Source organism: Pseudomonas cremoricolorata, assembly GCF_000759535.1.
Lineage (GTDB): Bacteria > Pseudomonadota > Gammaproteobacteria > Pseudomonadales > Pseudomonadaceae > Aquipseudomonas > Aquipseudomonas cremoricolorata_A.
In genome coordinates, this window is sequence record NZ_CP009455.1 from 166,310 (window position 1) to 190,879 (window position 24,570).

At 63.9% G+C, this 24,570-nt stretch carries 21 protein-coding genes; 10 read left to right on the top strand and 11 right to left on the bottom strand.

Annotated features, from left to right (window positions below):
- The first annotated feature begins 200 nt into the window (after window positions 1-200).
- From LK03_RS00805 to LK03_RS00815, 3 genes are all read left to right on the top strand, one after another.
- Entirely contained in the window at window positions 201-3,326 is a 3,126-nt protein-coding gene (locus tag LK03_RS00805; protein ID WP_038410660.1) for a transglycosylase domain-containing protein, read from the top strand.
- A gap of 124 nt (window positions 3,327-3,450) precedes the next feature.
- Window positions 3,451-3,981, top strand: coding sequence for a PadR family transcriptional regulator (locus tag LK03_RS00810; protein ID WP_038410661.1), 531 nt, complete (start codon window positions 3,451-3,453; stop codon window positions 3,979-3,981).
- Window positions 3,978-4,739 (top strand): siderophore-interacting protein, encoded by a 762-nt coding sequence (locus LK03_RS00815; protein WP_038410662.1) that lies wholly within the window; start codon window positions 3,978-3,980, stop codon window positions 4,737-4,739. The genes LK03_RS00810 and LK03_RS00815 overlap by 4 nt, the downstream gene beginning before the upstream one ends.
- A 3-nt stretch (window positions 4,740-4,742) precedes the next feature.
- Here LK03_RS00815 and LK03_RS00820 read toward each other — a convergent pair whose 3' ends face one another.
- Together LK03_RS00820 and LK03_RS00825 are read right to left on the bottom strand one after the other, a co-directional pair.
- Window positions 4,743-5,378, bottom strand: a complete 636-nt coding sequence (locus LK03_RS00820) for a Pr6Pr family membrane protein (protein WP_430962054.1) — start codon at window positions 5,376-5,378, stop codon at window positions 4,743-4,745.
- Window positions 5,375-5,596, bottom strand: coding sequence for a VF530 family DNA-binding protein (locus LK03_RS00825; RefSeq protein WP_038410663.1), 222 nt, complete (start codon window positions 5,594-5,596; stop codon window positions 5,375-5,377). The genes LK03_RS00820 and LK03_RS00825 overlap by 4 nt, the downstream gene beginning before the upstream one ends.
- A 208-nt stretch (window positions 5,597-5,804) precedes the next feature.
- Between LK03_RS00825 and LK03_RS00830 the strand changes: the two genes are divergently transcribed.
- The 4 genes from LK03_RS00830 to lon all read left to right on the top strand — a co-directional run bounded on the left by LK03_RS00830 (window position 5,805) and on the right by lon (window position 14,472).
- The gene (locus LK03_RS00830) at window positions 5,805-7,856 is read left to right on the top strand and encodes a TonB-dependent receptor (RefSeq protein ID WP_038410664.1); all 2,052 of its coding nucleotides are present in this window, start codon (window positions 5,805-5,807) and stop codon (window positions 7,854-7,856) included.
- 287 nt (window positions 7,857-8,143) lie between these two features.
- Complete coding sequence (locus LK03_RS00835; protein ID WP_049870593.1) at window positions 8,144-9,442, top strand: carbohydrate porin; 1,299 nt, start codon at window positions 8,144-8,146, stop codon at window positions 9,440-9,442.
- A gap of 39 nt (window positions 9,443-9,481) precedes the next feature.
- The gene (locus tag LK03_RS00840) at window positions 9,482-11,893 is read left to right on the top strand and encodes a glucose/quinate/shikimate family membrane-bound PQQ-dependent dehydrogenase (protein ID WP_038410666.1); all 2,412 of its coding nucleotides are present in this window, start codon (window positions 9,482-9,484) and stop codon (window positions 11,891-11,893) included.
- Between the two features lie 155 nt (window positions 11,894-12,048).
- A complete protein-coding gene (gene lon, locus LK03_RS00845) occupies window positions 12,049-14,472 on the top strand; it encodes an endopeptidase La (protein WP_038410667.1) in 2,424 nt (807 codons plus the stop codon).
- Window positions 14,473-14,537: 65 nt separating this feature from the next.
- On the opposite strand, the gene LK03_RS00850 is transcribed toward lon, so the two are convergent.
- Window positions 14,538-15,521 carry an alpha-xenorhabdolysin family binary toxin subunit B gene (locus LK03_RS00850; RefSeq protein WP_038410668.1) on the bottom strand — a complete coding sequence of 328 codons (984 nt, stop codon included), beginning with the start codon at window positions 15,519-15,521 and terminating at the stop codon, window positions 14,538-14,540.
- A 17-nt stretch (window positions 15,522-15,538) separates the two neighbouring features.
- Window positions 15,539-16,696, bottom strand: a complete 1,158-nt coding sequence (locus LK03_RS00855; RefSeq protein ID WP_038410669.1) for an alpha-xenorhabdolysin family binary toxin subunit A — start codon at window positions 16,694-16,696, stop codon at window positions 15,539-15,541.
- Window positions 16,697-16,871: 175 nt separating this feature from the next.
- Between LK03_RS00855 and cmoA the strand changes: the two genes are divergently transcribed.
- Together cmoA and cmoB are read left to right on the top strand one after the other, a co-directional pair.
- A complete protein-coding gene (gene cmoA, locus LK03_RS00860; RefSeq protein ID WP_167334479.1) occupies window positions 16,872-17,651 on the top strand; it encodes a carboxy-S-adenosyl-L-methionine synthase CmoA in 780 nt (259 codons plus the stop codon).
- Complete coding sequence (cmoB, locus tag LK03_RS00865) at window positions 17,648-18,604, top strand: tRNA 5-methoxyuridine(34)/uridine 5-oxyacetic acid(34) synthase CmoB (protein ID WP_038410671.1); 957 nt, start codon at window positions 17,648-17,650, stop codon at window positions 18,602-18,604. Before cmoA ends, cmoB begins: the two co-directional genes overlap by 4 nt.
- 21 nt (window positions 18,605-18,625) lie before the next feature.
- On the opposite strand, the gene LK03_RS00870 is transcribed toward cmoB, so the two are convergent.
- On the bottom strand, window positions 18,626-19,408 hold the full coding sequence (locus LK03_RS00870; RefSeq protein ID WP_038410672.1) for a class I SAM-dependent methyltransferase: 783 nt from the start codon (window positions 19,406-19,408) through the stop codon (window positions 18,626-18,628).
- Between the two features lie 94 nt (window positions 19,409-19,502).
- On the opposite strand from LK03_RS00870, the gene LK03_RS00875 reads away from it, so the two are divergent.
- Window positions 19,503-20,126 (top strand): hypothetical protein, encoded by a 624-nt coding sequence (locus LK03_RS00875; RefSeq protein ID WP_038414541.1) that lies wholly within the window; start codon window positions 19,503-19,505, stop codon window positions 20,124-20,126.
- A 13-nt stretch (window positions 20,127-20,139) separates the two neighbouring features.
- Here the strand turns inward: LK03_RS00875 and LK03_RS00880 are convergent, their stop codons facing one another.
- The 6 genes from LK03_RS00880 to adk form a co-directional block, all read right to left on the bottom strand.
- On the bottom strand, window positions 20,140-20,829 hold the full coding sequence (locus tag LK03_RS00880; protein ID WP_038410673.1) for an extensin family protein: 690 nt from the start codon (window positions 20,827-20,829) through the stop codon (window positions 20,140-20,142).
- A 5-nt stretch (window positions 20,830-20,834) separates the two neighbouring features.
- On the bottom strand, window positions 20,835-21,665 hold the full coding sequence (locus tag LK03_RS00885) for an isocitrate lyase/PEP mutase family protein (RefSeq protein ID WP_038410674.1): 831 nt from the start codon (window positions 21,663-21,665) through the stop codon (window positions 20,835-20,837).
- Between the two features lie 69 nt (window positions 21,666-21,734).
- Window positions 21,735-22,604 carry a DUF72 domain-containing protein gene (locus LK03_RS00890; RefSeq protein WP_038410675.1) on the bottom strand — a complete coding sequence of 290 codons (870 nt, stop codon included), beginning with the start codon at window positions 22,602-22,604 and terminating at the stop codon, window positions 21,735-21,737.
- 3 nt (window positions 22,605-22,607) lie between these two features.
- On the bottom strand, window positions 22,608-22,895 hold the full coding sequence (locus LK03_RS00895; protein WP_038414542.1) for a hypothetical protein: 288 nt from the start codon (window positions 22,893-22,895) through the stop codon (window positions 22,608-22,610).
- A gap of 154 nt (window positions 22,896-23,049) precedes the next feature.
- Window positions 23,050-23,724: a tRNA (adenosine(37)-N6)-threonylcarbamoyltransferase complex dimerization subunit type 1 TsaB gene (gene tsaB, locus LK03_RS00900; RefSeq protein ID WP_038410676.1), complete on the bottom strand. Its 675-nt coding sequence runs from the start codon at window positions 23,722-23,724 to the stop codon at window positions 23,050-23,052.
- An 83-nt stretch (window positions 23,725-23,807) separates the two neighbouring features.
- Complete coding sequence (gene adk / locus LK03_RS00905; RefSeq protein ID WP_038410677.1) at window positions 23,808-24,455, bottom strand: adenylate kinase; 648 nt, start codon at window positions 24,453-24,455, stop codon at window positions 23,808-23,810.
- Window positions 24,456-24,570 lie beyond the last annotated feature (115 nt).

Here is a 24,570-nt window from a genome sequence, read left to right on the forward strand (position 1 = left end):
CATATAACATATCAATCAGGAATCGTTCCTGACAACTGCTCAGTGATTAAATGCGCTACGCCGGAATAATCGCGCAACCTCTGCCCGGTACCGTTTGTCACAAGTAAGTCTCCGCTTCCTTTGACAAAATTTTCACATCGCCCACCCAGCGTCTAAGCTTCTGCCCAGCAAGATGAAACTACCTGGTCGGATTTAGAACTATGGGCGCACTGTGGCACACGGAACCTCCCCGAATGGAAGCAACCGATACCGAGCAGCCCTCTGCCCCAGCGCCACCACCCCGCCGCCGCCGTCGCCTGTGGTGGCGGCTGCTGGCCCTTCTGGTGCTGCTTGCACTGATCGCGCTGGGCATCGCCGTCTACCAGGAAAGCCAGACCTCAGCCTTGCAGGCCCGCACCTTCAGCCGCCTGGCCAGTACGCTGACCTACTCGCTGCAACCCGGTCCCAGCGACGCGGTGATTTACCCCGGCGAAGGGCCGTTCGACAAACGCCTGGGCTACAGCGGCATTGGCGAGTTCATCCCGCGCCTGCTCAAGCGTGACTATGTCATCAGCGAGCAGACGCGCTTCTCGCCCGCGCTGATGGACTACGTCGGTCACGGGCTGTTCGTCCCCTATGTGGAGAAAATCCAGGCAGGCCTTTCCATCACCGATTGTCGCGGCGACAGCCTTTACCGCTACCAATACCCACAGCACCTCTACCCGGCGTTCAGCGACATCCCGCCGGTGATGGTCAACAGCCTGCTGTTCATCGAAAACCGCGGCCTGCTCGACCCCAGAGACCCGCAGAACAACCCGGCCGTAGACTGGCCACGCTTCGCCAAGGCGGCCTACAGCCAGATCGCCAAGTACTTGGCCCTGCCCGGTCAGTCAGCAGGCGGCAGTACCCTGGCCACACAACTGGAAAAATACCGTCATTCGCCCGATGGGCTGACCGTCTCGGGTGCGGAAAAGCTGCGGCAGATGTTTTCCGCCAGCGTGCGCGCCTACCAGGGCGGCCCCGATACCACGCTGGCGCGCCAGCGCATCGTGCGCGACTACCTCAACAGCGTGCCGCTGTCGGCCGTGCCGGGCCACGGCGAGGTGCACGGCATGGCCGAGGGCTTGCGGGTGTGGTACGGGGCTGATTTCGATCAGGTCAACGCCGCGTTGAAAAGCACCTCCAGCGATGCCGAGCAGTTGGCCGAGCGCGGCCTTGCCCTGCGCCAGGTGCTGTCGCTGATGATCGCCCAGCGCCGGCCCTCGCATTATTTGTCCAAGGGCCGCATCGAGCTGGCCGAGCTGACCGATTCGCACGTGCGCGTGCTGGCTGCCAACGGCATCATCGAACCAGCCTTGGCCGACGCTGCCCTGGCCAGCAAGGCCATCTACCGCGACTGGGTAGCACAGCCGACCATCGTGCCGATCGTCACCAACAAGGGCATCAGCCTGGCGCGCAACCGCCTGGCGGCGATGTTCAACCGCCCCCTCTACGACCTCGATCGTCTCGACCTGTCGGCCACCAGTACCTTGCAGGCCGACCTGCAGTTGCAGGTCAGCGACTACCTCAAGCACCTCGCCGACCCCGCCTTCGCCGCGCAGATCGGCCTGATCGGCGAGCGCTTGCTCACCCCCAAGACCACCGACCAGGTCAGCTACAGCTTCACCCTGTTCGAACGCACCGCCGACGGCTCACGGGTGCGCGTGCAAACCGACAGCACCAACCAGCCGTTCGACATCAACGAAGGCAGCAAGCTGGAGCTGGGTTCGACCGCCAAGTTGCGGGTGCTCACCACCTACCTGGAAATCATCGCCGAGCTGCACGGGCAATATGCCGGCAAGCCAGCCGCTGAACTGCGCAAGGTGCAGGTCGCCGACCTCGACCGCCTCAGCCGCTGGTCGCTCGACTGGCTGCTACAGAACCCCAAGGACCAGAACCTTGCGGCCATGCTCGATGCCGCATTGGAGCGCAAATACTCGGCCAACACCGGGGAGTCGTTCTTCACCGGCGGCGGCATGCACGTGTTCAACAACTTCCGCAAGGAAGACAATGGCCGCAACCCGACGCTCAAGGACGCCCTGCGCGAATCGATCAACCTGCCGTTCATTCGCCTGATGCGCGACATCGTGCGCTACGTGACCTACCAGCAGCCCTACAACCGTGAACCGCTGCTCAAGGACGACGCCGATCCGCGCCGCCAGGAATACCTGGCGCGCTTCGCCGACCGCGAAGGCACCAATTACCTCCTGCGCTTCTGGAAGAAATACCAGCGCAAGACCTCGCAGCAACGCCTGGACACCTTCCTCGACAGCCTGCGCGTCACCCCGCAGCGCCTGGCCGCCGTGCACCGCTACCTGTTCCCCGAGTCACGTCAGGAAACCTTCAACGCCTTCGTCCGCGCCCACAGCCAGGGCAGTCCGGCGGCCCTGGCCAAACTCAGCGACAGTCGCCTGGTGGAGATGTACGCCGCCTACGGGCCGGGCAAGTACGACCTGCCGGATCAGGGCTACATCGCCAAGGTGCACCCGCTCGATCTGTGGTTGCTCGGTTACCTGCTGAAAAATCCCGGCGCCACCCAGCGTGAGGCAATCAACGCCAGTCGCTTCGAGCGCCAGGAGGTGTACAGCTGGCTGTTCAAGAGCCGCCACCAGGGCGCGCGCGACAGCCGGGTGCGGACCATGGTCGAGATCGAAGCCTTCCTCGATATCCATCAGCGCTGGAAACGCGTCGGCTACCCGTTCGATCACCTGGTGCCATCGCTGGCCACGGCCATTGGCAGTTCGGGTGATCGGCCGGCGGCGTTGTCCGAGCTGGTCGGCATCATCCAGAACGATGGCGTGCGCCTGCCGACCTTGCGGATCGACACCTTGCACCTGGCCGCAGGCACCCCGTACGAGACGCAGTTGGTCAGCGATCCTGACCGCGGCAAGCGGATTCTGCCGGTGGAAGTGGCCCAGGCGCTCAAGGGCGCCATGTCGCAGGTAGTCGACGCCGGTACTGCGCGGCGTATTTCCGGCAGCTTCATCTTGCACGATGGCACCCCGCTGGTGATGGGTGGCAAGACTGGCACTGGCGATAACCGCATCGAAAGCTTCGGTGCCGGCGGTCGGCTGATCGGCTCACGCTCGCTGAACCGCACCGCCACCTTCGTGTTCTTCCTCGGTGACAACCATTTCGGCACGCTCACTGCCTTCGTGCCAGGCCGCACGGCCGAGGCGTTCAAATTCACCTCCGCCTTACCCGTGCAGGTGCTCAAGGGCATGGCACCGATTCTCATGCCGTATCTCGAGCCCGGCAGCGCGACCGAATGCACGGCACCGCAGGTAGCCGCCAACGGGGCGTCCTAGACACCCCTCAAGGCCTGAACAAACCAGCGCACGATCAATAAATGGGAATCATGCGCATTTATTGCTTGATAAAAGATATATCTTGCGTAAGCTTTTGCGATACCTCTCATCGCGGAGCCTGCCCATGCGCAACCCCCTTGCCCAAGACCCGTTCGAGCGCCGTGGCGGCCGTGGCCCGCGCATGTTCGCTCCGGGCGACCTGAAACTGCTGCTGCTGTCGCTGCTGGCTGAACAGCCTGGCCACGGCTACGACCTGATCCGCCAGATCGAAAAGCGCTTCGACGGCGGCTACAGCCCAAGCCCCGGGGTGATCTACCCCACCCTCAACTTCCTCGAAGAAGCCGAGTTGATCCGCGGCCAGGCGCAGGGCAGCAAGCGCCTGTACCTGATCACCGATCTTGGCCAAAGCAGCCTTGCCGAGCAACGCGTGGCGCTGGACAACCTGCGCATGCGCCTGGACATCAGCAAGCGTGCGCTGACCGGCCAGCAGCGTCCGGAACAGATCCACCAGGCGGTGGGCAACCTGCGCCATGCCCTGCACATGCACAACGGCCACTGGAGCGCCGAAGAAATCGAGCGCGTCACTCGCCTGCTCAACGATGCCGCCAGCGCCATTGCCGCCGGCCCTCACCCGACGTCGGAGAATCGCTCATGAACGACAGTGTCCATCGCGTCAATCACACCCTCCGTCAGCGCTGCCTGAGCGTGCTCAGGGTCACCGAGCTGACCCCGCGCATGCGCCGCATCACCTTGGGCGGCGCCGAGCTGGAGGGCTTCACCAGCCTGGGCAGCGACGATCACATCAAGCTGCTGTTCGCCAGCGACGCCGCACAACAGGCGGCCATCGAGGCGCGCCAGTTGGGCCGCGATGCCGAGGTCAAGCCGACCTTGCGCGAGTACACACCGCGGCGCATCGACCTCGACGCCCTGGAGTTGGACATCGACTTCGTCCTGCATGGCGATGGCCCTGCCTCGACCTGGGCCGCCCAGGCAGCTCCCGGCCAGACCCTGCACATCGCCGGTCCGCGCGCGTCACTGGTGGTACCGGACATCTTCGACAGCTACCTGCTGATCGGCGACGAAACCGCTCTGCCAGCCATCGCCCGGCGCCTGGAGGAACTACCAGCGGGGCGTCAGGTACTGGCGCTGATCCAGATCGAAGATGCCGCCGAGCGCCAGCTGTTGCCCAGCCAGGCGCAGGTCGAGATACGCTGGGTAGTGCGCCATGAGGCCGAGCTGGCCGCGCAGATCGAGGCCCTTGAGCTGCCCGCAGGCCGTCTGTACAGCTGGGTCGCGCTGGAAAAGAGCCTGACTCGCGAGGTCAAGGCGCTGCTGCTGGACAAAGGCGTCAACGAGCAGCATCTCAAGGCTGCCGCCTATTGGCGCGCTGATGCCAGCGCCGACGAGGCCTGATCGTCACGCGCGGCGCCTGGCGCGCCAGCGGTCGATGGCGATGAACAGACCACCGACCAGGCAAAAGCCCAGCAGCAACCCAAGGGCATTGAGCAGTACCCGGCCATAGCCCAGTTCGGCCACGTTGATGAAGGGATAGGGATACACCCCAATCTCGAAGCCGCGCCACAGTGCGAAAGCAAAATAGCCCAGCGGGTAGAGACTCCACGCCGCCAGATGGTGCAGACGCAGACTTCCCTTGGGCACCACCCGCCACCAGTACAGGACGAACAGCGCCGGCATCACATCGTGCAGCAACTCATCGGCCAGCCACTGCCAACCGCTGGGCTGCCACAAGTGGCGTAGCAGCAGACTGTAGGCCAGTGCCACCAGGCTGATGCTGACGGCGATGCCGGTGCTGACCGGCGCGCTGAGAAACCAGCGCCGCGCCGGCCCTTCCCGACCCCACGCGGCGTGGCTCAGCACGGTCGCCACCAAGGTATTGCTGAGGACGGTGAAGTAACCGAACACGCTCACCAGCCCACCGACCAGGTTCGCCTCGGCCTGCCAGCGGGCTATCAGCACCAACCAGATCTGCACGCTCAGGCCGGTCCAGCCGAGCAATGCCGCCAGCGTCAGCCACGGATGCCGGATGCTCAACCGCGGCGCTGCATCTTCACGTACAGCTGCTCGACTTTTTCCCGCGCCCAAGGGGTCTTGCGCAGAAAGGTCAGGCTCGACTTGATGCTCGGGTCGCGCTGAAAACAGCGCACCTCGACCCGCTCGGCCAGCCCGGCCCATTGGTAGTGGGCCACCAGTTCGGTGAGGATCTGTTCGAGGGTCTTGCCATGCAAGGCGTTGTGTTCCGACGTACTCATGCCGCGCTCCAGAATTAGCAAGGGACGCACTTTACACCGGTAAGGCCGCCCAGGTTGATTCTGACCCCCTACAGCGCCAGCGGTTTCTTTCACAACCACTGACTGCAGACAACGGCGACAAAGTGCTGGTCAGCCGTGACGGCTTTGTGCTGGAATAATTATGTTACTTTATAACGTAATAATTATCTGCCAAGGAACGTCACCCGCCATGCTCCGTTTTTCGTTCACCCTTTCCCCCCTGGCCGCCGCGCTGTGCCTGGCGTCGATGTCCAGCCAGGCGCTGGAACTGCAACCCCAGGTGATCACCGCCAACCCGCTGGGTAGCGCACAACTGGCCGCGCCCAGCACCGTCCTGGAAGGCGATGAGCTGCTGCAACAGCAGCACTCCAGCCTTGGCGAAACCCTCAACAAGCAACCCGGCGTGGCCTCCACCTGGTTCGGACCCGGTGCCAGCCGCCCGGTGATCCGCGGCCTGGACGGCGACCGCATCCGTATCCTGCGCAATGGCGTCGGCGCGCTGGACGCCTCATCGCTGTCGTATGACCACGCCGTGCCACTGGACCCCAACAGCGTCGAGCGCATCGAAATCGTCCGCGGCCCCGCAGCGCTGCTGTATGGCGGCAACGCCATTGGTGGAGTGGTCAACACCTTCGACAACCGCATCCCCAGCTCACCCATCGACGGCATTCATGGCGCCGGGGAGTTGCGCTACGGCGGCGCCGACACCACCCGCAGCAGCGCCGGCAAGCTGGAAGCCGGTGACGGCACCTTCGCCCTGCACCTCGATGCCAACAGCCGTCAGTTCAACGATCTGCGTATTCCAGGCTATGCCAAGCGCAGCAACCTGCGCGATGCAGATGATCCGGGCCGCAAAGGCCGTCTGGAAAACAGCGACGGACGCCAGGACGGCGGCGCCATCGGCGGCTCGTACAACTGGGAGCACGGCTACACGGGGCTTTCGTACAGCCGCTACGACAGCAACTACGGCTCTGTGGCCGAGCCGGGCGTGCGCCTGGACATGCAGCAAGACCATTACGCCTTCACATCGGAACTGCGCGACTTGGCAGGCCCGTTCACCTCGCTGAAGTTCGACGCCGGCTACACCGACTACCAGCACCGCGAAATCGAAAGTGGCGAGGTGCACACCACCTTCAAGAACAAGGGCTATGAAGCCCGTGTGGAGGCGCGCCACCAGCCGCTGGGGCCGCTGGAAGGAGTCATCGGTGCACATCTATCGCGTAACGAGTTCTCCGCGTTGGGCGAGGAAGCCTTCGTGCCGCACACCAATACCGACAGCCTGGCGCTGTTCCTGCTGGAGCAGTGGCAGGCCACCGAGCGCCTGAACCTGAGCTTCGGCAGCCGCCTGGAACACACCCGCGTCGACCCCGACGCCAAAGGCAACGCCACCTTCGCCGCGGCCGACAGCACCAGCAGCTTCAATGCCCTGAGCCTATCCTCTGGGGCGGTGTACCAGCTTGATCCGGTGTGGGCCCTGGCCGGAAACCTGGGCTATACCGAGCGCGCGCCGACCTTCTACGAGCTGTATGCCGACGGTGCCCATGTGGCTACCGGCGCGTATGAGGTGGGCGATGCAGGCCTGAACAAGGAAAAGGCGCTGTCCGCCGACGTGGCCCTGCGTTTCGACAACGGCACCCACAAGGGCTCGGTGGGTGTGTTCTATAGCCACTTTCGCAATTACATCGGCCTGATCGGCAGCGGCAACCTGCGTGAAGGCCATGAGCATGACCATGGCGATGACGATCACGACGATGACCATGACCACGAGCACGGTGAAATCCCCGAGTACCTGTACCAGGGCGTGCGCGCACGCTTCTACGGCATCGAGGCCCAGGATCGCTGGCAACTGGCCGACAACCAATATGGTCAGTTCGCCCTGGAACTGTCCGGTGACTACACCCGCGCGAAGAACCTCGACAGCGGCCAGCCGCTGCCGCGCATTGCCCCGTTGCGCCTGAACAGCGGGCTGTTGTGGTCGAAGGATCGCTGGCAGGCGCGGGTCGATGTGCAGCACGCCGCCGCGCAGCGGCGCACGCCCGAGAACGAAAGCCACACCGCCGGCTACACCACCTTGGGCGCCAGCGTCGGCTACCGCTTCGACATCGGTGAAAGCCAATGGCTGGCCTTCGTTCGCGGTGAGAACCTCACCGACCAGACCGTGCGCTACGCCAGCTCGATCCTGCGTGACGTCGCACCGGCCCCTGGGCGCAGCGTCGAGGTGGGCCTGCGCACCTCGTTCTGATCTGACCCAGCCTGTGCCGGGCGCGTGCAATACGCGTCCGGTAGCGGTTAAATAAGGGCACTGTTACCGCCCCGGCAACAGTGCCCTGCGACATTTTGTCTTTTTTTCCGTTGCGTTCCTCTATATCCTTCGCGCCACGCTGAAACGCTTCAGCTTCACTTTTTTTGATTCCGCATCGAGGTCGCTTGCGCCCTCGAGGCCTTCGGCATGCTTCGACAATGACAAGACAGCGCTATCTTTCGCTCAACCTGCCTCGCCCCACCCTGCTCGCCCTGACCCTCTACCCCATGCTCGCAGCCCTGACGCCCAGTGCCGCAGCGCACGATGCGTTCGATAGCCAATCGCCATGGATGCTCGGTGACTGGAACGGCAGCCGTAGCCAGTTACTCGAAAAAGGCTACGACTTCACCCTCGGCTACACCGGTGAAGTCGGCGCCAACCTGCAGGGTGGCTACGACCACGACCGCAGCGCCCGCTACAGCGATCAGTTCACCCTGGGCAGCCATTTCGATCTGGCCAAAATCGCTGGCTGGGCCGACACCGATGCCCAGTTGACCATCACCGAGCGCAGCGGCCGCAATATCAGCAACGACCGCATCAACGACCCGCGGGTCGGCGGCTTCACCTCGGCCCAGGAAGTCTGGGGCCGCGGGCAGACCTGGCGGCTGACGCAGATGTGGGTTCGACAGAAGTATTTCGAGGGCGCGCTGGACGTGAAAGTCGGCCGCTTCGGCGAGGGCGAGGACTTCAACAGCTTCCCCTGCGACTTCCAGAACCTGGCCTTCTGCGGCTCGCAGGTGGGCAACTGGGTCGGCGGCATCTGGTACAACTGGCCGGTGAGCCAGTGGGCGTTGCGGGTCAAGTACCACCTCACGCCGGAGCTGTTCGTGCAGGTCGGCGCGTTCGAGCAGAACCCCTCGAACTTGGAAACCGGCAATGGCTTCAAGCTCAGCGGCAGCGGCACGCAAGGTGCGCTGATCCCCGTCGAACTGGTGTGGAAGCCCAAGGTCAATGGCCTTGAGGGCGAGTACCGCGCCGGCTACTACTATAGTAACGCCAGGGCGCAAGACGTCCTCGACGACAGCCATGGACAGCCAGCCGCCAGCAGCGGCAACGCCTACCGCAGCCGTGCCAGCAAGCACGGTGTGTGGCTTGGCGTGCAGCAGCAGGTAAGCGCGAAGGCCTCCGATGCCTCGCGCGGCCTGAGCCTGTTCGCCAATGCCACCGCTCACGACAAGAAGACCAACGTGATCGACCACTACCTGCAGGCGGGCCTGGTGTACCGCGGCCCGTTCGACGCAAGGCCCAAGGACGACCTCGGCTTCGCCGTGGCCCAGGTGCACGTCAACCCGGCGTTTCGCAAGAATGCGCGTCTGGCCAACGAGGCTGCGGGGCTCAATGACTACGCCGACCCGGCGTTCCTGCCAGTTCAGGACACCGAATACAGCGCTGAACTCAACTATGGCGTGCACGTGGCCAACTGGCTCACCGTGCGTCCCAACCTGCAGTACATCCGCCATCCAGGTGGGGTTAGCCAGGTCGACGACGCGCTGGTGGCCGGCGTGAAGATTCAGAGCAGCTTTTGATCATCTTTCGATTTCTACTGACCTACGGAGAACACCCCCATGAGCACTGACGGTGCCAAACCCGGCGTCCCCTGGCTGCCCCGCCTGATGGGCATTGTGCTGCTGTTGATGGGCCTGGCGCTGCTGGCTGGCGGCATCTACCTGACCCAGCTGCACGGCTCGCTGTATTACCTGATCGCAGGCGCCGGCTTCGCCCTGTCGGGCGGGTTGCTGCTGGCGCGCCGACGCCTTGGCCTGGGCCTGTACGGCCTGGTGCTGCTGGGCAGCACGGTCTGGGCACTGCTGGAAATCGGTCTGGACTGGTGGCAACTGGTACCGCGCCTGTCGTTGTGGTTCGCCCTGGGCGTGGTGTTACTGCTGCCGTGGGCGCGTCGCCCGCTGATCGGCTCTGCCAGTCGCGCCAACACCGCACTGCTGACCGTTGCGGTGATCGCCTCGGGCGCCACTGCAGTCGCCAGCCAATTCACTCACCCGGGTGAAATCCGCGGCGAACTGGGCCGTGACAGCAGCGAAATGGCCAGTGCCGCCCCGGCCATGCCCGACGGCGAATGGCAGGCCTATGGCCGTACCGAATACGGCGACCGCTACTCGCCGCTGCGCCAGATCACTGCGCAGAACGTCGGCCGCCTCGAAGAAGCCTGGCGCATTCGCACCGGCGACCTGCCGAGCGACGATGACCCGGTCGAGCTGACCAACCAGAACACCCCGCTCAAGGTCAATGGCATGCTCTATGCCTGCACGGCGCACAGCAAGCTGCTGGCCCTGAACCCTGACACCGGTGCAGAGATCTGGCGTTACGATCCGCAGATCAAGAGCCCGACCAAGACCTTCAAAGGCTTCGCCCACATGACCTGCCGTGGCGTTTCGTACTATGACGAAAACCGCTACGTCAGCCGCGACGGCAGTCCCGCACCGAAGATCAGCGAAGCCGGCAAACTGGTCGCCCAGGCCTGCCCACGTCGCCTCTACCTGCCGACAGCCGATGCCCGTCTGATCGCCATCAACGCCGACACCGGCAAAGTCTGCGAAGGCTTCGCCAACCAGGGCGTGGTTGATCTGACCCGCAACATCGGCCCGTTCTCGGCTGGCGGCTACTACTCCACCTCGCCCGCCGCCATCACTCGCGACCTGGTGATCATCGGCGGTCACGTCACCGACAACGAGTCGGTCGACGAGCCATCCGGGGTGATCCGTGCCTACGACGTACACGACGGCCACCTGGTGTGGAACTGGGACAGCAACAAGCCCGAAGACACCCGTCCGCTGGGCGCCGGTGAGGTCTACACGCGCAACTCGGCGAACATGTGGTCGATCGCCAGCGTCGATGAAGAACTGGGCATGATCTACCTGCCGCTGGGCAACCAGACCCCCGACCAGTGGGGCGCCGACCGTACCCCAGGCGCGGAGAAGTACAGCGCTGGCGTGGTCGCCCTGGACCTGGCCACCGGCAAGCCACGCTGGAACTACCAGTTCACCCACCACGACCTGTGGGACATGGACGTTGGCAGCCAGCCGACCCTGGTGCACCTGAAGACCGACGACGGCGTCAAGCCTGCGGTCATCGTGCCGACCAAACAGGGCAGCCTGTACGTGCTGGACCGCCGCGACGGTACGCCGATCGTGCCGATCCGCGAAATTCCGGTGCCGCAAGGCGCAGTGAAGGGTGACCACACTGCACCGACCCAGGCCCGCTCCGACCTCAACCTGCTCGGCCCTGAGCTGACCGAAGAGGCCATGTGGGGCGCCACCCCGTTCGACCAGATGCTCTGCCGCATCCAGTTCCGCCAGCTGCGCTACGAAGGTCAGTACACCCCGCCGTCGGAGCAGGGTTCGCTGGTATACCCAGGCAACGTCGGGGTATTCAACTGGGGCAGCGTGTCGGTCGATCCGGTGCGCCAGTTGCTGTTCACCTCGCCCAACTACATGGCCTTCGTGTCGAAGATGGTGCCCCGTGAGCAGGTCGCTGCCGGCAGCAAGCGGATGAGCGAAACCAGCGGCGTGCAGCCCAACACCGGCGCGCCCTATGCCGTGACCATGCACCCGTTCCTCTCGCCCATCGGCCTGCCATGCCAGGCGCCGGCCTGGGGTTATGTGGCGGCCATCGACCTGTTCACCAACAAGGTGGTGTGGAAGCACAAGAACGGCACCACCCGTGACAGCACCCCGGTGCCGATCGGTCTGCCGGTCGGCGTGCCGAGCATGGGCGGCTCGATCGTCACCGCAGGCGGCGTTGGTTTCCTCAGCGGCACCCTCGACCAGTACCTGCGCGCCTACGACGTCAACGACGGCAAGGAGCTGTGGAAAGGCCGCCTGCCGGCAGGTGGTCAGGCCACGCCGATGACCTATACCGGTGAAGACGGCAAGCAATATGTGCTGGTGACCGCCGGTGGCCATGGCTCGCTGGGCACCAAGATGGGTGACTACATCATCGCCTACAAGCTGGCTGACTGAAGACCAGCCTCAAGGCCGCGCGCCCCACTTGCGGGGCGCCTCTGCCAAGGCGCGCAGCCCTGCGCGCCGCGGCGCTTGCCATGCCCAGCACTCGCCATTGAAACCACTCACCCGCTGCCCCATCTAAGCACCATAGCCAATCACGCAGGTGCCCCATGAGCGACCAGCAGGATCTTCCTGATCATTCCGACGAAAGCGACGAAGTCGAACATATCGAGGCCGATGCCGAGGCCGGCCGCTTCCTCGCCCTGCCAGGCCAGCAACTGCCGGACAAGGTCTACGTCATCCCGATTCACAACCGCCCGTTCTTCCCCGCCCAGGTGTTGCCGGTCATCGTCAACGAAGAGCCGTGGGCCGAGACCCTCGACCTGGTCGCCAAGACTCCACACCACTCGCTGGCGCTGTTCTTCATGGATACTCCAGCCGAAGACCACCGCCATTTCGACACCAAGGCGCTTCCCGAGTACGGCACGCTGGTCAAGGTGCACCACGCTAGCAAGGAAAATGGCAAGCTGCAGTTCGTCGCCCAGGGCCTGACCCGCGTACGCATCCGCACCTGGCTCAAGCACCACCGTCCCCCGTATCTGGTCGAGGTCGAGTACCCGCGCCAGCTCTCCGAGCCGACCGATGAGGTCAAGGCCTACGGCATGGCGCTGATCAACGCGATCAAGGAACTGCTGCCGCTCAACCCGCTGTACAGCGAAGAGCTGAAGAACTACCTCAACCGCTTCAGCCCCAACGACCCCTCGCCCCTCACCGACTTCGCCGCCGCGCTGACCTCGGCCACCGGCGTGCAGTTGCAGGAAGTGCTCGATTGCGTGCCGATGCTCAAGCGCATGGAAAAAGTCCTGCCGATGCTGCGCAAGGAGGTCGAGGTCGCGCACCTGCAGAACGAGATCTCCGCCGAGGTCAATCGCCAGGTCGGCGAGCATCAACGCCAGTTCTTCCTCAAGGAACAGCTCAAGGTCATTCAGCAGGAACTGGGCCTGAGCAAGGACGACCGCAGCGCCGACCTCGAGCAGTTCCAGCAGCGTCTGCAAGAAAAGAAAGTCCCCGAACAGGCGCAAAAGCGCATCGACGAGGAAATGGGCAAGCTTGCGATCCTGGAAACCGGCTCGCCCGAATACGCCGTGACCCGCAACTACCTCGACTGGGCCACCGCCCTGCCGTGGGGGGTGTACGGCGACGACAAGCTCGACCTCAAGCACGCACGCAAAGTGCTCGACCAGCACCATGCCGGGCTGGACGATATCAAGGAACGGATTCTCGAATTCCTGGCCGTCGGCGCCTGGAAAGGCGAGATCAGCGGCTCGATCGTGCTGTTGGTCGGCCCGCCTGGTGTGGGCAAGACCAGCGTCGGCAAATCCATCGCCGAGTCCCTGGGCCGACCGTTCTACCGCTTCAGCCTCGGCGGCATGCGCGACGAGGCGGAAATCAAGGGTCACCGCCGCACCTATATCGGCGCCCAACCGGGCAAGCTGGTGCAGGCGCTGAAGGATGTCGAGGTGATGAACCCGGTGATCATGCTCGACGAGATCGACAAGATGGGCCAGAGCTACCAGGGCGATCCGGCCTCGGCCTTGCTGGAAACCCTCGACCCGGAGCAGAACGTCGAATTCCTCGACCACTACCTCGACCTGCGCCTGGATTTGTCCAAGGTGCTGTTCGTGTGCACCGCCAATACCCTCGACTCGATCCCAGGCCCCCTGCTCGACCGTATGGAAGTGATTCGCCTCTCGGGCTACATCACCGAAGAAAAACTCGCCATCGCCAAGCGCCACTTGTGGCCCAAGCAACTGGCCAAGGCCGGGGTGGCCAAGACCAGCCTGAGCATCAGCGACACCGCGCTGCGCCAGGTGATCGAGGGCTATGCCCGCGAGGCCGGCGTGCGTCAGCTGGAAAAGCAATTGGGCAAACTGGTGCGCAAGGCCGTGCTCAAGCTGCTGGAAAACCCCGAGGCGAAACTCAAGATCGGCCCTAAAGACCTTGAGCCTGCACTGGGTACGCCGGTGTTTCGCAGTGAGCAGGTGCTGTCGGGTAAAGGCGTCATCACCGGGCTTGCCTGGACCAGCATGGGTGGCGCCACGTTGCCGATCGAGGCAACCCGTGTGCATACCCTCAACCGCGGCTTCAAGCTCACCGGCAAATTGGGTGATGTGATGAAGGAGTCGGCGGAAATTGCCTACAGCTATGTCAGCTCGAACCTTGCGCAATACGGCGGTGACTTGAGCTTCTTCAACGAAGCCTTTATCCACCTGCATGTGCCCGAAGGCGCCACGCCTAAGGACGGTCCCAGTGCCGGTGTGACCATGGCCAGCGCACTGCTGTCACTGGCACGCGACCAGGCGCCGAAGAAAGGCGTGGCCATGACCGGCGAGCTGACACTGACCGGTCAGGTGCTGCCCATTGGCGGGGTGCGGGAAAAAGTCATCGCTGCGCGGCGGCAGAAGATCTACGAATTGGTCCTGCCCGAAGCCAACCGTGGCGATTACAACGAACTGCCAGAGTACCTGCGCGAAGGCTTGACCGTGCACTTTGCCAAACGCTTCAGTGACGTGGCGAAGGTCTTGTTCGGTTGACACGCCCCCTCCCCGCACGGTTGCCATGACACCGGAAGCCGCCCACTGGGCGGCTTCTTCAAGGGTCAGCGGGTAAGCTGAGTGACGATCTCCCGTTCGAGCGTCCTTAACCGATTGAACGCGGTGTCCAGCGCAGCGACCCCAGCGCGGTCTGTCAGCGCCACATCAGCGATCGCTGCGTGAAGTTGCTGCAAGCCCAGCAACACGCGAGCCAGATCGCCGGCCGCTGCTTCTCGCAGACTGCTCAACTGAGGAAACTGCTCAAGCACACTCAGTTGGTCGGCCAATTCCCCATCCCTGCGACGCATCTCGCGCAGACGTTCCTGGTCAGTCGCGATACGCGCGCGCAGACGCATTGCCTGATCGTTGAGCTGTCCGTAGCGCATACCCTCGATGATATCGCCCAGCACGTTGCGCAAGTCTTCGATGGCCTTGCTCACTGCCTGAACGGTCAGCAACGCTTCCCCTCCAGGCGCGGCGAAGGCATTGAGGGTTTCAAGCGACGGCACCACACCGCCGAACTCGATCTCCAGACCATTGTTCACGAGCGCATTGATCGAGGCTTCGACGACCTTCAAATCTTCGCCCAGGCGCGTGATTTCACCCTGCAAGGCCGTTTGCTCGGTGCTGTTACGCTCCCGCTGGCTCATGACGCGCTGCACGCTGTCATTCGGGTCGAGCAGCGGTAACGCGAGCAGTGCGAGCTGCTCGCGTCGCACCAGGTCGATTTGTGCAGCGAGTCTACGCAAGACCGCAGAAGCCTCATCGGTAGCGAGGCTGAGCAACTCCTCGAATTCTGTAGCCTCTTGCGCAGCGAGTATGTCGGTCAGGGCATCGGTGGAAAGCTCGGCAACCAATCGTTGTGCAGTAGCGCGCAACTGATCGCCTGCGCCTCTGAACAACGTGACATGCCGCTGAAGGATTTCCTGTTGGCTCGGGACGAATTTCAACGTGCCGCGCTGCCATAGCTGAAGGTGAGTGCGCGTTGCCTCAAGCATCGCGGTGAGGTCAGCGGCGGGTGCTTCGGGGTGCAGTTGGGTAATGGTCATGATCATGCTCCTTGGGCTCAGGCTGCGGCGGCGTCATCGAAAATACGGGTCAGTTGCTGCGACTGCAGTTCGATCTGTTCCCACTGGGCGAGGAACTGATTGAACCGGACGATGAACGCTGCAAGCTGATGGTTGGTCTGGATGTGTTCGAGCTTGTCCAGCGAGGCACTGATGTAGCTCTCCACACTGGTCCAGGCCGTGTGCAGGTGGCTGCTGGCTGTCACCACGTCATCCAGACGCGACTTGAGTTCATCGATGAAGGTCGCCAGGTCTTCCATGCGTCCTTCAAGCGCCAATCGGCTTGCGAGATCCTGGGCAACCACGTGTCGCTGCGCCTGCTGGCGGTTACGCTCCTTGCGCACCGACTCGGCCTTGCTGCCATAGATACCGCCAGTGATGGCCACACCGAGCGGACCCGCAGCGAGCCCGGAAAGCGCCGCCTTGACGTACTCGTCATATTGTTTGTTGAGGCTCGAGATATCGTCATCGAGCTCCTTGAGCCGCTCACGCAACCCCTCTACTGCGCCATCTGACTGCTGCCGCTGCACCGCGCGACGCTTGTCATGTACCGCAGGAATCAGCGTCAGGGAGGCCGTGTCACGAAACTGCTGACTCATCCGCCCTACTTCAATGACGCGCTCGGCGTAGTTACGCACATCCTCCAGTAGCACCGTGAAGAACTCAGCAAGGCTTCGGACCGCCATGCGCTCACTCCCATCCAGTGCCACCGGCTCGTCAAAGACGATCTGCGGCCATCTCGACTGTTTGTCACCCAGTGCTTTGATCGCTCGGCACTCGACGATGATGTCTGTACCAATCGAGGCGATCGAACGGGCACTGCTGCCCAACTGACTCGCCAACTGTTTACTCGCATCGGACAACGGTCGCCAGCTACGAGCGTGCTGGCGGAGCAGGTCGAACAATTCCAGCAGGCTTTCCCCGGTCAGGTGTGGCTCTTCGATGCTGGTGTACCCCAGCCAACGATTGAGATCACTCAACTCCGACGGTAGCGTGAACACGTAATTGGCGTAGCGATTGAGGGTGATGATGTGTTCGCGACTGAGGGTCAGCCCACCGGCCTCACCATCACGCTGCAACATCGCCGACACCAGTTTGCCAGGCTGCCCTGCGGCATCATCGAACTGCTGCAAATAAAGCGGACTATCAACGCTCATGAATATTTTCCTGTGTACTCGGCCCGATGGCCGGGAGAACAGGACAGTAAATCGACCTCGCTACCACGAGCATTTGGCACTGATTCCCGCAGCTGGAACGGTTGCAGCGCCAGGGTTACGCGTCGTCAGGACCATCAGCCCGGTGGCGATGCGCAGCAAGCCCAGTTTGGCTAGAATGCGTGCCCTTCATCGTCACCGCAGTGGTAGTTCCGTGAGCAAAGCCCCCGACCGCCTATTCGCCCAGCCGCTGGAGCAGGTGCCCGACTTCGTCTTCAACGAAGACGTGGTGCAAGTGTTTCCAGACATGATCAAGCGCTCGGTGCCCGGTTACCCGACCATCGTCGAGAACCTCGGGGTGCTCGCTGCCCGCTTCGCCCAGCCAGGCAGCATACTGTATGACCTCGGCGCCTCACTGGGCGCGGTCAGCCAGGCGCTGCGCCGGCATGTGCGCAGCGAAGGCTGCCGGGTGGTAGCGGTGGACAACTCGGCGGCGATGGTCGAGCGCTGCCGCCAGTACCTCACGGCGCAGGACTCGATGTTCCAGGAACTGCTGCCAGTCGAGGTGGTGGAAGCCGACATCCTCACCCTGCCCTTCGAGCCGGCATCACTGGTGGCGATGAACTTCACCCTGCAGTTCATCGCCCCGCAACAGCGTCTGGAGCTGCTCACACGCATCCGCCAGACGCTGTTGCCGGGCGGTGCGCTGATCCTTTCGGAAAAGCTGCTGATGGCCGATGCGCAGGCACAGCAACTGCTCAATGACCTGCACCTGGGCTTCAAGCGCGCCAATGGCTACAGCGAACTGGAAATCGCCCAGAAACGCAGCGCCATTGAAAACGTGATGAAACCCGATACCTTGCAGGCCCACACCGAACGCCTGCACGCCGCCGGCTTCAGCAAGGTGGTGCCCTGGTTCCAATGCCTTAACTTCGCGTCGTTGATAGCCCTGCCATGATCGATCTCACTCCCCTCGTCCAGCGTCTGGCTGGCACTCCGCTGGCATCCTGGGCAGCTGGCTTGCAAGCGCAACTGAACCTCAAGCTGGAAAAAGGCCACGGCGATCTGGCGCGCTGGCGCGATGCGCTTGCCGCGCTGCCGGATATCCAGCCCAGCGATATCGACCTGCGCAATGGTCTGCGCCTGGATTGCCCTTGCGACGACTCCACCCGCGCGCAGATGCGCAGCGCTCTGATGGGTCTGTCGCCTTGGCGCAAGGGCCCTTTCGACCTGTTCGGCGTGCACGTCGACACCGAGTGGCGCTCGGACTGGAAATGGCAACGCATCGCCCCGCACCTGGATCTGCGCGGCAAGCGCGTGCTCGATGTCGGCTGCGGCAACGGCTACTACCAGTGGCGCATGCTCGGTGCCGGTGCCGACATGGTGCTTGGCGTCGACCCCAACTGGCTGTTCTTCTGCCAGTTCCAGGCCGTGCAGCGCTATCTGCCCGATCTGCCGGCCTGGCACCTGCCGTTCGCTCTGGAAGAGCTGCCGGCCCAGCTGGAAGGCTTCGACACGGTGTTTTCCATGGGCGTGTTCTACCACCGGCGCTCCCCTATCGAGCACCTGCTGGCGCTCAAGGATTGCCTGATCAAGGGCGGTGAACTGGTGCTGGAAACCCTGGTGGTGGAAGGCGACGAGCAGCAGGTGCTGGTACCTGAAGACCGTTACGCGCAGATGCGCAACGTCTGGTACCTGCCGTCGGTTCCGGCGCTGGAGCGCTGGCTGCGCCGTGCAGGCTTCAGCGACGTACGTTGCGTGGACGTCAGTGTCACCAGCATCGAGGAGCAGCGCAGCACCGAGTGGATGCGTTACCAGTCGCTGGCCGACTTCCTCGACCCGCACGACCACTCGCGCACCGTCGAGGGCCTGCCGGCGCCGCGCCGGGCGACGCTGCTGGCACGCAAGTAAAAGGCCTGGCCGGCACCGGCCTCAGGCCTTGAGGGTCTTTTTCGGGTAGATGTCGTAGCGGCTCGATTTGCCGTCGATGCTATGGCTGGGCTTGGCGCCGTCGATGATCGGCGCCTTGCGCGGGCGCTTGACCACTACGCGGTGGCTGGCCAACTGCAAGGCTGCCGCCAGCAACGCCGGGGCGTCCAGATCGTCGCCCACCAGCGGGCGGAACACGCGCATTTCCTTTTTCACCAACGCGCTCTTGTCGCGGTGTGGAAACATCGGGTCGAGGTAGATCACCTGGGGCGGCTCGCCCTGCCAGTTGCGCAGGTGCTCGATGGCGTTACCCGTGAGCAGGCGCATGCGCTCGACGATCGGCGCCACCTCGGCATCCAGGCGGCCGCGAACCAGGCCATCTTCGAGCAACGCGGCAATCAGCGGCTGACGCTCGATCAGCGTCACCTGACAGCCCAGGCTGGCCAGCACGAAGGCATCCTTGCCCAGCCCGGCGGTGGCATCGAGCACCTGCGGGCGAATGCCCTGGGCGATGCCCACGGCCTTGGCGATCATCTGCCCATTGCCGCCGCCGAACAGTCGGCGATGCGCCGCCTGACCTTCGACGAAATCGACCCGGACCGGCCCCGGCGCCTGTGGCCCGAGTTGCTGAATCTGCAGGCCATCGCCACCGAACTGCACGGCGAACTCGGCCTGCTCATCGACCAGCGGCAGACCCAGGCGCTCTGCCCAGTGCTGCGCCTGCGCCTGGAACGGCGCCGACAAGGCCTCGACCCTGATGCCCACCTGTTGCTGTTGCTCGACCATCGGTTCACGCACCCAAAAAATTTAATGAAACCCCGGCCACGGCCGATACACCCAGTATCCGCCATTGTGCCAGAGCGCCTGCTTCGCCACCGCCATGACCGACATCTCCCCTGCCATCGGCCTGACCTACCTGTCCTCTGTCGGCAACTATGCCCGGCAGAACACCCAGGCGCTGAGCGGTGTCAGCCAGCTGTGGCAGGACTTCTTCGCCCGCGCACTGGCAGATCAGCAGCACGTGCCGGCAGATGCCTTCAGTGAGTCGCTGAGCCGGCTCGATCCACTGAGCGGCGAGCCCTGCGGGGGTGCCCGCGCACTGGAGCTGATCGACACCCAGCGCGCCTGCGCAGTCAGCGAACGTCACGTCGAGCCTCCCGAGCCGCTGTTTCTGCCCAAGGCCGAACTTGACGCAGCACTGCTGCCTCCCGCCCCTGAGCCCTTCAGCAGCGCCGAATTGATCGAACAGCAGCGCCAGCTCGACCTCAACAGCAGCTGGCTGCGACCGCTGGTCATCAGCCAAGGCAGTGAGCCGCCCGTTCCTGGCACTGCACCCAGCCCGCGGCCGCTGCATTTGCCCATCGCCGAGTTCGAGCTGGACCTGCTCGATGAAGCACCTGAGCCGTTCTCCGAGGCCGCGGTAGCGGCCCTGCAGCACGACCTGGAGTTCGACCTGCACTGGACGCGCCCCGTGGTGCTGAACAACGTGCGCGCCTACGCCTGATGCCCTCGAGACTTCAGCGACAGACCTGCCACAGACCCATGTCGAGGTGGAAATGGTTGGCGTGTGCGGCGTTGTAGTCCGGCCCGAGCACAGTGCTGAAATGCTTGCACGCCGACTGCTGCACAGCCCTTAGAAACTGCGCCTTGCGCCCATCACCCTGCCAATCGCGGGCCAGGATGATGCGCTCGCCATTGGTCAGACGAAAGCCGCTGATATCCAAGGCATTGGCACTGGCATGCTGGCTGAGCCGCCCCTGCTTGCGGTGGTAGACGTTGCGGCAGGCGAAGCTGCCGAGATGATCGACCTGAGCGACCGACTGGCCCAGCACCTGCTGGGCGACGGGTTGCAGGCCGTGCAATTCGAATGATGCGTAGGCGACGGCCAACGGGCAACTGGCCAGGAAACTGCTGCTCAGCCGCGCCTGCCCGCCCTCGATCCGCCAGACGTTACGCAGCGGACAATTGACGTCGGCCGGGCTGTCGGCCTGGGCCCGGTAGCGCAAGCCGGAACTGGCCAGAGCGCGGCTGCACAACTGCGGGTCGTCGCGCAGGCGCGAGAGTTTATAGGGCGTCAGCAGGTTCGGCGGCTGCCGCACATCCAGCGGCGCCCACGGGTTCCACTGCGCTGGCGGACGCCAGCCGCTGGACCACAACGCCCCGACACCGAGCAGGACGAACAGACAGAACAGCACCAGCCCGCGCATTGCCTTCAGCGCCGGAACAGATCGTTGAGTTCAGTGAACGGCATGCCCTGCTCGCCGTAGGTGAAGGTTCCGCGCTCGCGGATTTCCAGCCCGGCACGCAGCAAGGCACCGAACGCCACCCGGGCCATGGACGAGCCAACGCTGATGCGGCGCACGCCCAGATCCTGCAGCTGCTGCACGGTCAGCGTCACGCCGGCCATGCCCATCAGCACGTTCACCGGCCTGGGCGCCAGCGCCTGCACCACGCTGCGGATATCCTGGGCAGTGCTCAGGCCCGGTGCGTAGAGCACATCGGCGCCGGCCTCAGCATAGGCTTGCAGGCGCTTGATAGTGTCGGCCAGATCGATTCGTCCGTGCAGCAGGTTCTCGGCACGGGCGCACAGAGTGAACGGGAATGCCAGCTCACTTGCAGCCTGCACGGCGGCCTGAACACGCTCGACGGACTGCTGAAAATCATAGATCGGCGCCTCGCTGCGCCCGCTCGCATCTTCGATGGAGCCGCCGACCAGCCCGACCTCGGCGGCGCGGCGGATACTCGCGGCGCAGTCCTGCGGCGTATCGCCAAAGCCATTCTCGAGATCGGCGGTCACCGGCAACGCAGTGGCTTCGACGATGCTTGCGGCATTGCCCAGGACGTCCTCGACGCTCAATGCACCCTCAGCGTCCGGTCGGCCAAGGCTGAACGCCAGACCCGCGCTGGTGGTGGCCAGCGCATCGAACCCGAGGCTGGCCAACAGCCGCGCCGAGCCGGCATCCCAGGCATTGGCCACGACGAATGCACCGTCGCGTTCGTGCAACGCCTTGAAAGCTTCACCGCGCAGGGTTTGCACATCCATGATCAGCACCTCGGGTCGGAAGAGAACATGTGAGCGGTCGATGGGTTCGACCGCAGAGCGACGAAGGTATCAGAGTAGGCCGAGCTGTTCGACTTCTGGCCCACGTGCCAGTTGCGCCAGCGCCGCCAGGCCGGGCAGCCGCTCGCTCAAGCGCTCATGAAAGCGTTGGGCCAGGGCTGCGGCCAAGTGGTTGTCAGCGGTGTGCAGGAACACGTAGGGGCGCTTGCCCGCCTCGATCCAGGTGGCGACCTTTTCCACCCACGCCCCCAGAAATGGCTCATTGCCCGCCAGCTGTGGGTGACCGATGAAACGCACCTGCGGATACTCGGTGAAGGCGGCCGGACGTACCGGCACGTTGGGCTTCTTGCTCTGCGCATGGAGCACCGCCGGGTCACGGGAGGTGCAGCTGAACAGCGCCCGCGGGTCGAGGCAGATGCGCTCTACGCCCAGACCGTGCAGTAGCCGATTGAGCTGGCGCTCTTCATCGCCTCGGGCGAAGAACGCCGGATGACGCACCTCCACCGCGACTGGCACCGCCAGTTCGGCCAGCACGTGGGCCAGCTCTGGCAGGCGCGGCGGGCCAAAGCTTGCCGGCAGTTGCAGCCAGAACGGCGAGACCCGCTTGCCCAACGGGGCCATCAAGGCAACGAAAGCCTGGGCCGCATCCAGTTGCAGTCGCAGGTCATCGCTGTGGCTGATGTCACGGGGAAACTTGGCGGTGAAGCGAAAGTGCTCTGGCATGACCTGAGCCCAGCGGGCCAGGATGTCGGCCGAGGGGCGCGCATAGAAGGTTGTATTGCCTTCGACGGCATTGAATACCTGGGCATACAGGGCCAGGTAGTCGCTACCGCGGGCGTCATCTGGATAGAAGTAGTCGCGCCAGGTGTTGTCGGCCCAGGACGGGCATCCGAGAAAATAAGGCAGTACGCTTGAGCTCATGGGTCAGATGTACAGATCCAGGCCCAGTATGTCCATGTCCCACTCGCTGTAGCCGGCCGTGGCCAGGTAACTGGCCAGGGCGCAGGCGGTGCGCCGATCGCGCGCGCGGGGAAAGATCACATCCTGCTGGCGCACCGGTAGACCCCCGCGGCGATTGCCCTTGGCCAGCTCGACCAGGTCGACCTCCTCGGCCAACTGGGCGTCATCGATCTGTTCGTCGGCCACGGGCGCGCGGCGCGCAGGCGTGCGCTTGACCGGATAGGAAGAAGCAGGAAAACCATCGATGCGCATGAACGGCAGACTCGGGACCAATGATGGCAATCTAGCAGCATCGGTGGTCCTTCGCTAATGCTCTAGTGTTAACTTGACCACACTTATCGCAGAAGGTTTGGCGCTGGGAAGACCGGGCCGACGGACGACCGCTTTCGGGCTTGGTCGAAGCGCGTTAACGGGCCTTGGGCGTTGCCACGTTGTCCCGCAGGTAGACCGGCTGGGCCTGGTCGGCAGCCACTGCTTCATCACGGCCCCAGGCGAAGGTCGCCAGGGCCAGAATATCCTGCGCCGTAGGCAGGCGCGTGGCGTCGAATGCCGTCACCGGGACCGCCAGACGTTCGGCGTAACCCCAGCCCGTGCCCGTGCCGAACCAGTCGCCGGCACGCTCAGCGGGCAACGCGACACGTTCGGGCGAAAGCACCGCTTCCTCGCCCTGCAGGCGCATTTCACCGGCCTGGGCGCGGTAGCAGCCCCAGTACACCTCGTCCATGCGCGCATCGATGGCAGCGGCGACCTGGGTGTGACCCTGCTCGCGCAACGCACCCTGGGCGAGCGCTGCCAGATTGGACACCGGCAGCACTGGCCGCTCCAAGGCAAACGCCAAACCCTGTACTACACCGATGGCGATGCGAACCCCGGTGAATGCGCCAGGGCCACGGCCAAAGGCGATGGCATCCAGCGCGCTCAGCGGCACGCCTGCCTCGGCCATCAGTTGCTTGATCATCGGCAGCAGCTTTTGCGCGTGCTGTCGCGGAATGACCTGGTGATGGCTGATGACCTCACCGCCTTGCAGCAGCGCGACGGAACAGGCTTCGGTGGCGGTATCCAGGGCCAGCAGGGTGGTCATCGAACAGGGTATCCAGGCAAAAAAGAGCGGCAGTATAAACGACAACGGCCCGCAAGCGGGCCGTGGTGCGATGGACGCGGGGCTCAGCTGAGCGCTGCGAGCACCTTGGCGGTGATCGAGTCGACCGAACCGACGCCTTCGATGTGGCTGTATTTGGGCTTGCCTTGAACAGCGGCGAGTTTCTGATAGAAGTCCACCAGCGGCTTGGTCTGGGTGTGGTAGACCGACAGGCGATGACGCACGGTTTCTTCGCGGTCGTCGTCGCGCTGGATCAGGTCTTCGCCTGTGACGTCGTCCTTGCCCTCGACCTTCGGCGGGTTGTACTGGATGTGGTAGGTACGACCCGAGGCCAGGTGCACACGGCGACCGGCCATGCGACCGACGATTTCTTCATCGTCGACGGCGATCTCGACCACGTTGTCGATCGCGACACCGGCCTGCTGCATGGCTTCGGCCTGGGGAATGGTGCGCGGGAAGCCATCGAACAGGCAGCCATTGGCGCAATCAGACTGGGCGATGCGCTCCTTGACCAAATCGATGATCAGCTCGTCCGACACCAGTTGGCCGGCATCCATGACTTTCTTCAGCTCCAGGCCCAGCGGCGTACCGGCTTTGACCGCGGCGCGCAGCATGTCGCCGGTGGAGATCTGAGGGATACCGAACTTTTCGGTGATGAACTTTGCCTGAGTACCTTTGCCGGCCCCGGGAGCTCCCAGCAGAATTACGCGCATCTCGTGCTCCTCATAATTTTTATGTAAATCAATGGATTCGGCTGAACGGGCCAACTCCGGAAAAACGGTCTCGACCGGAAAATCGGTCAAAAGGCTGCTCAAGATACACAGCGCC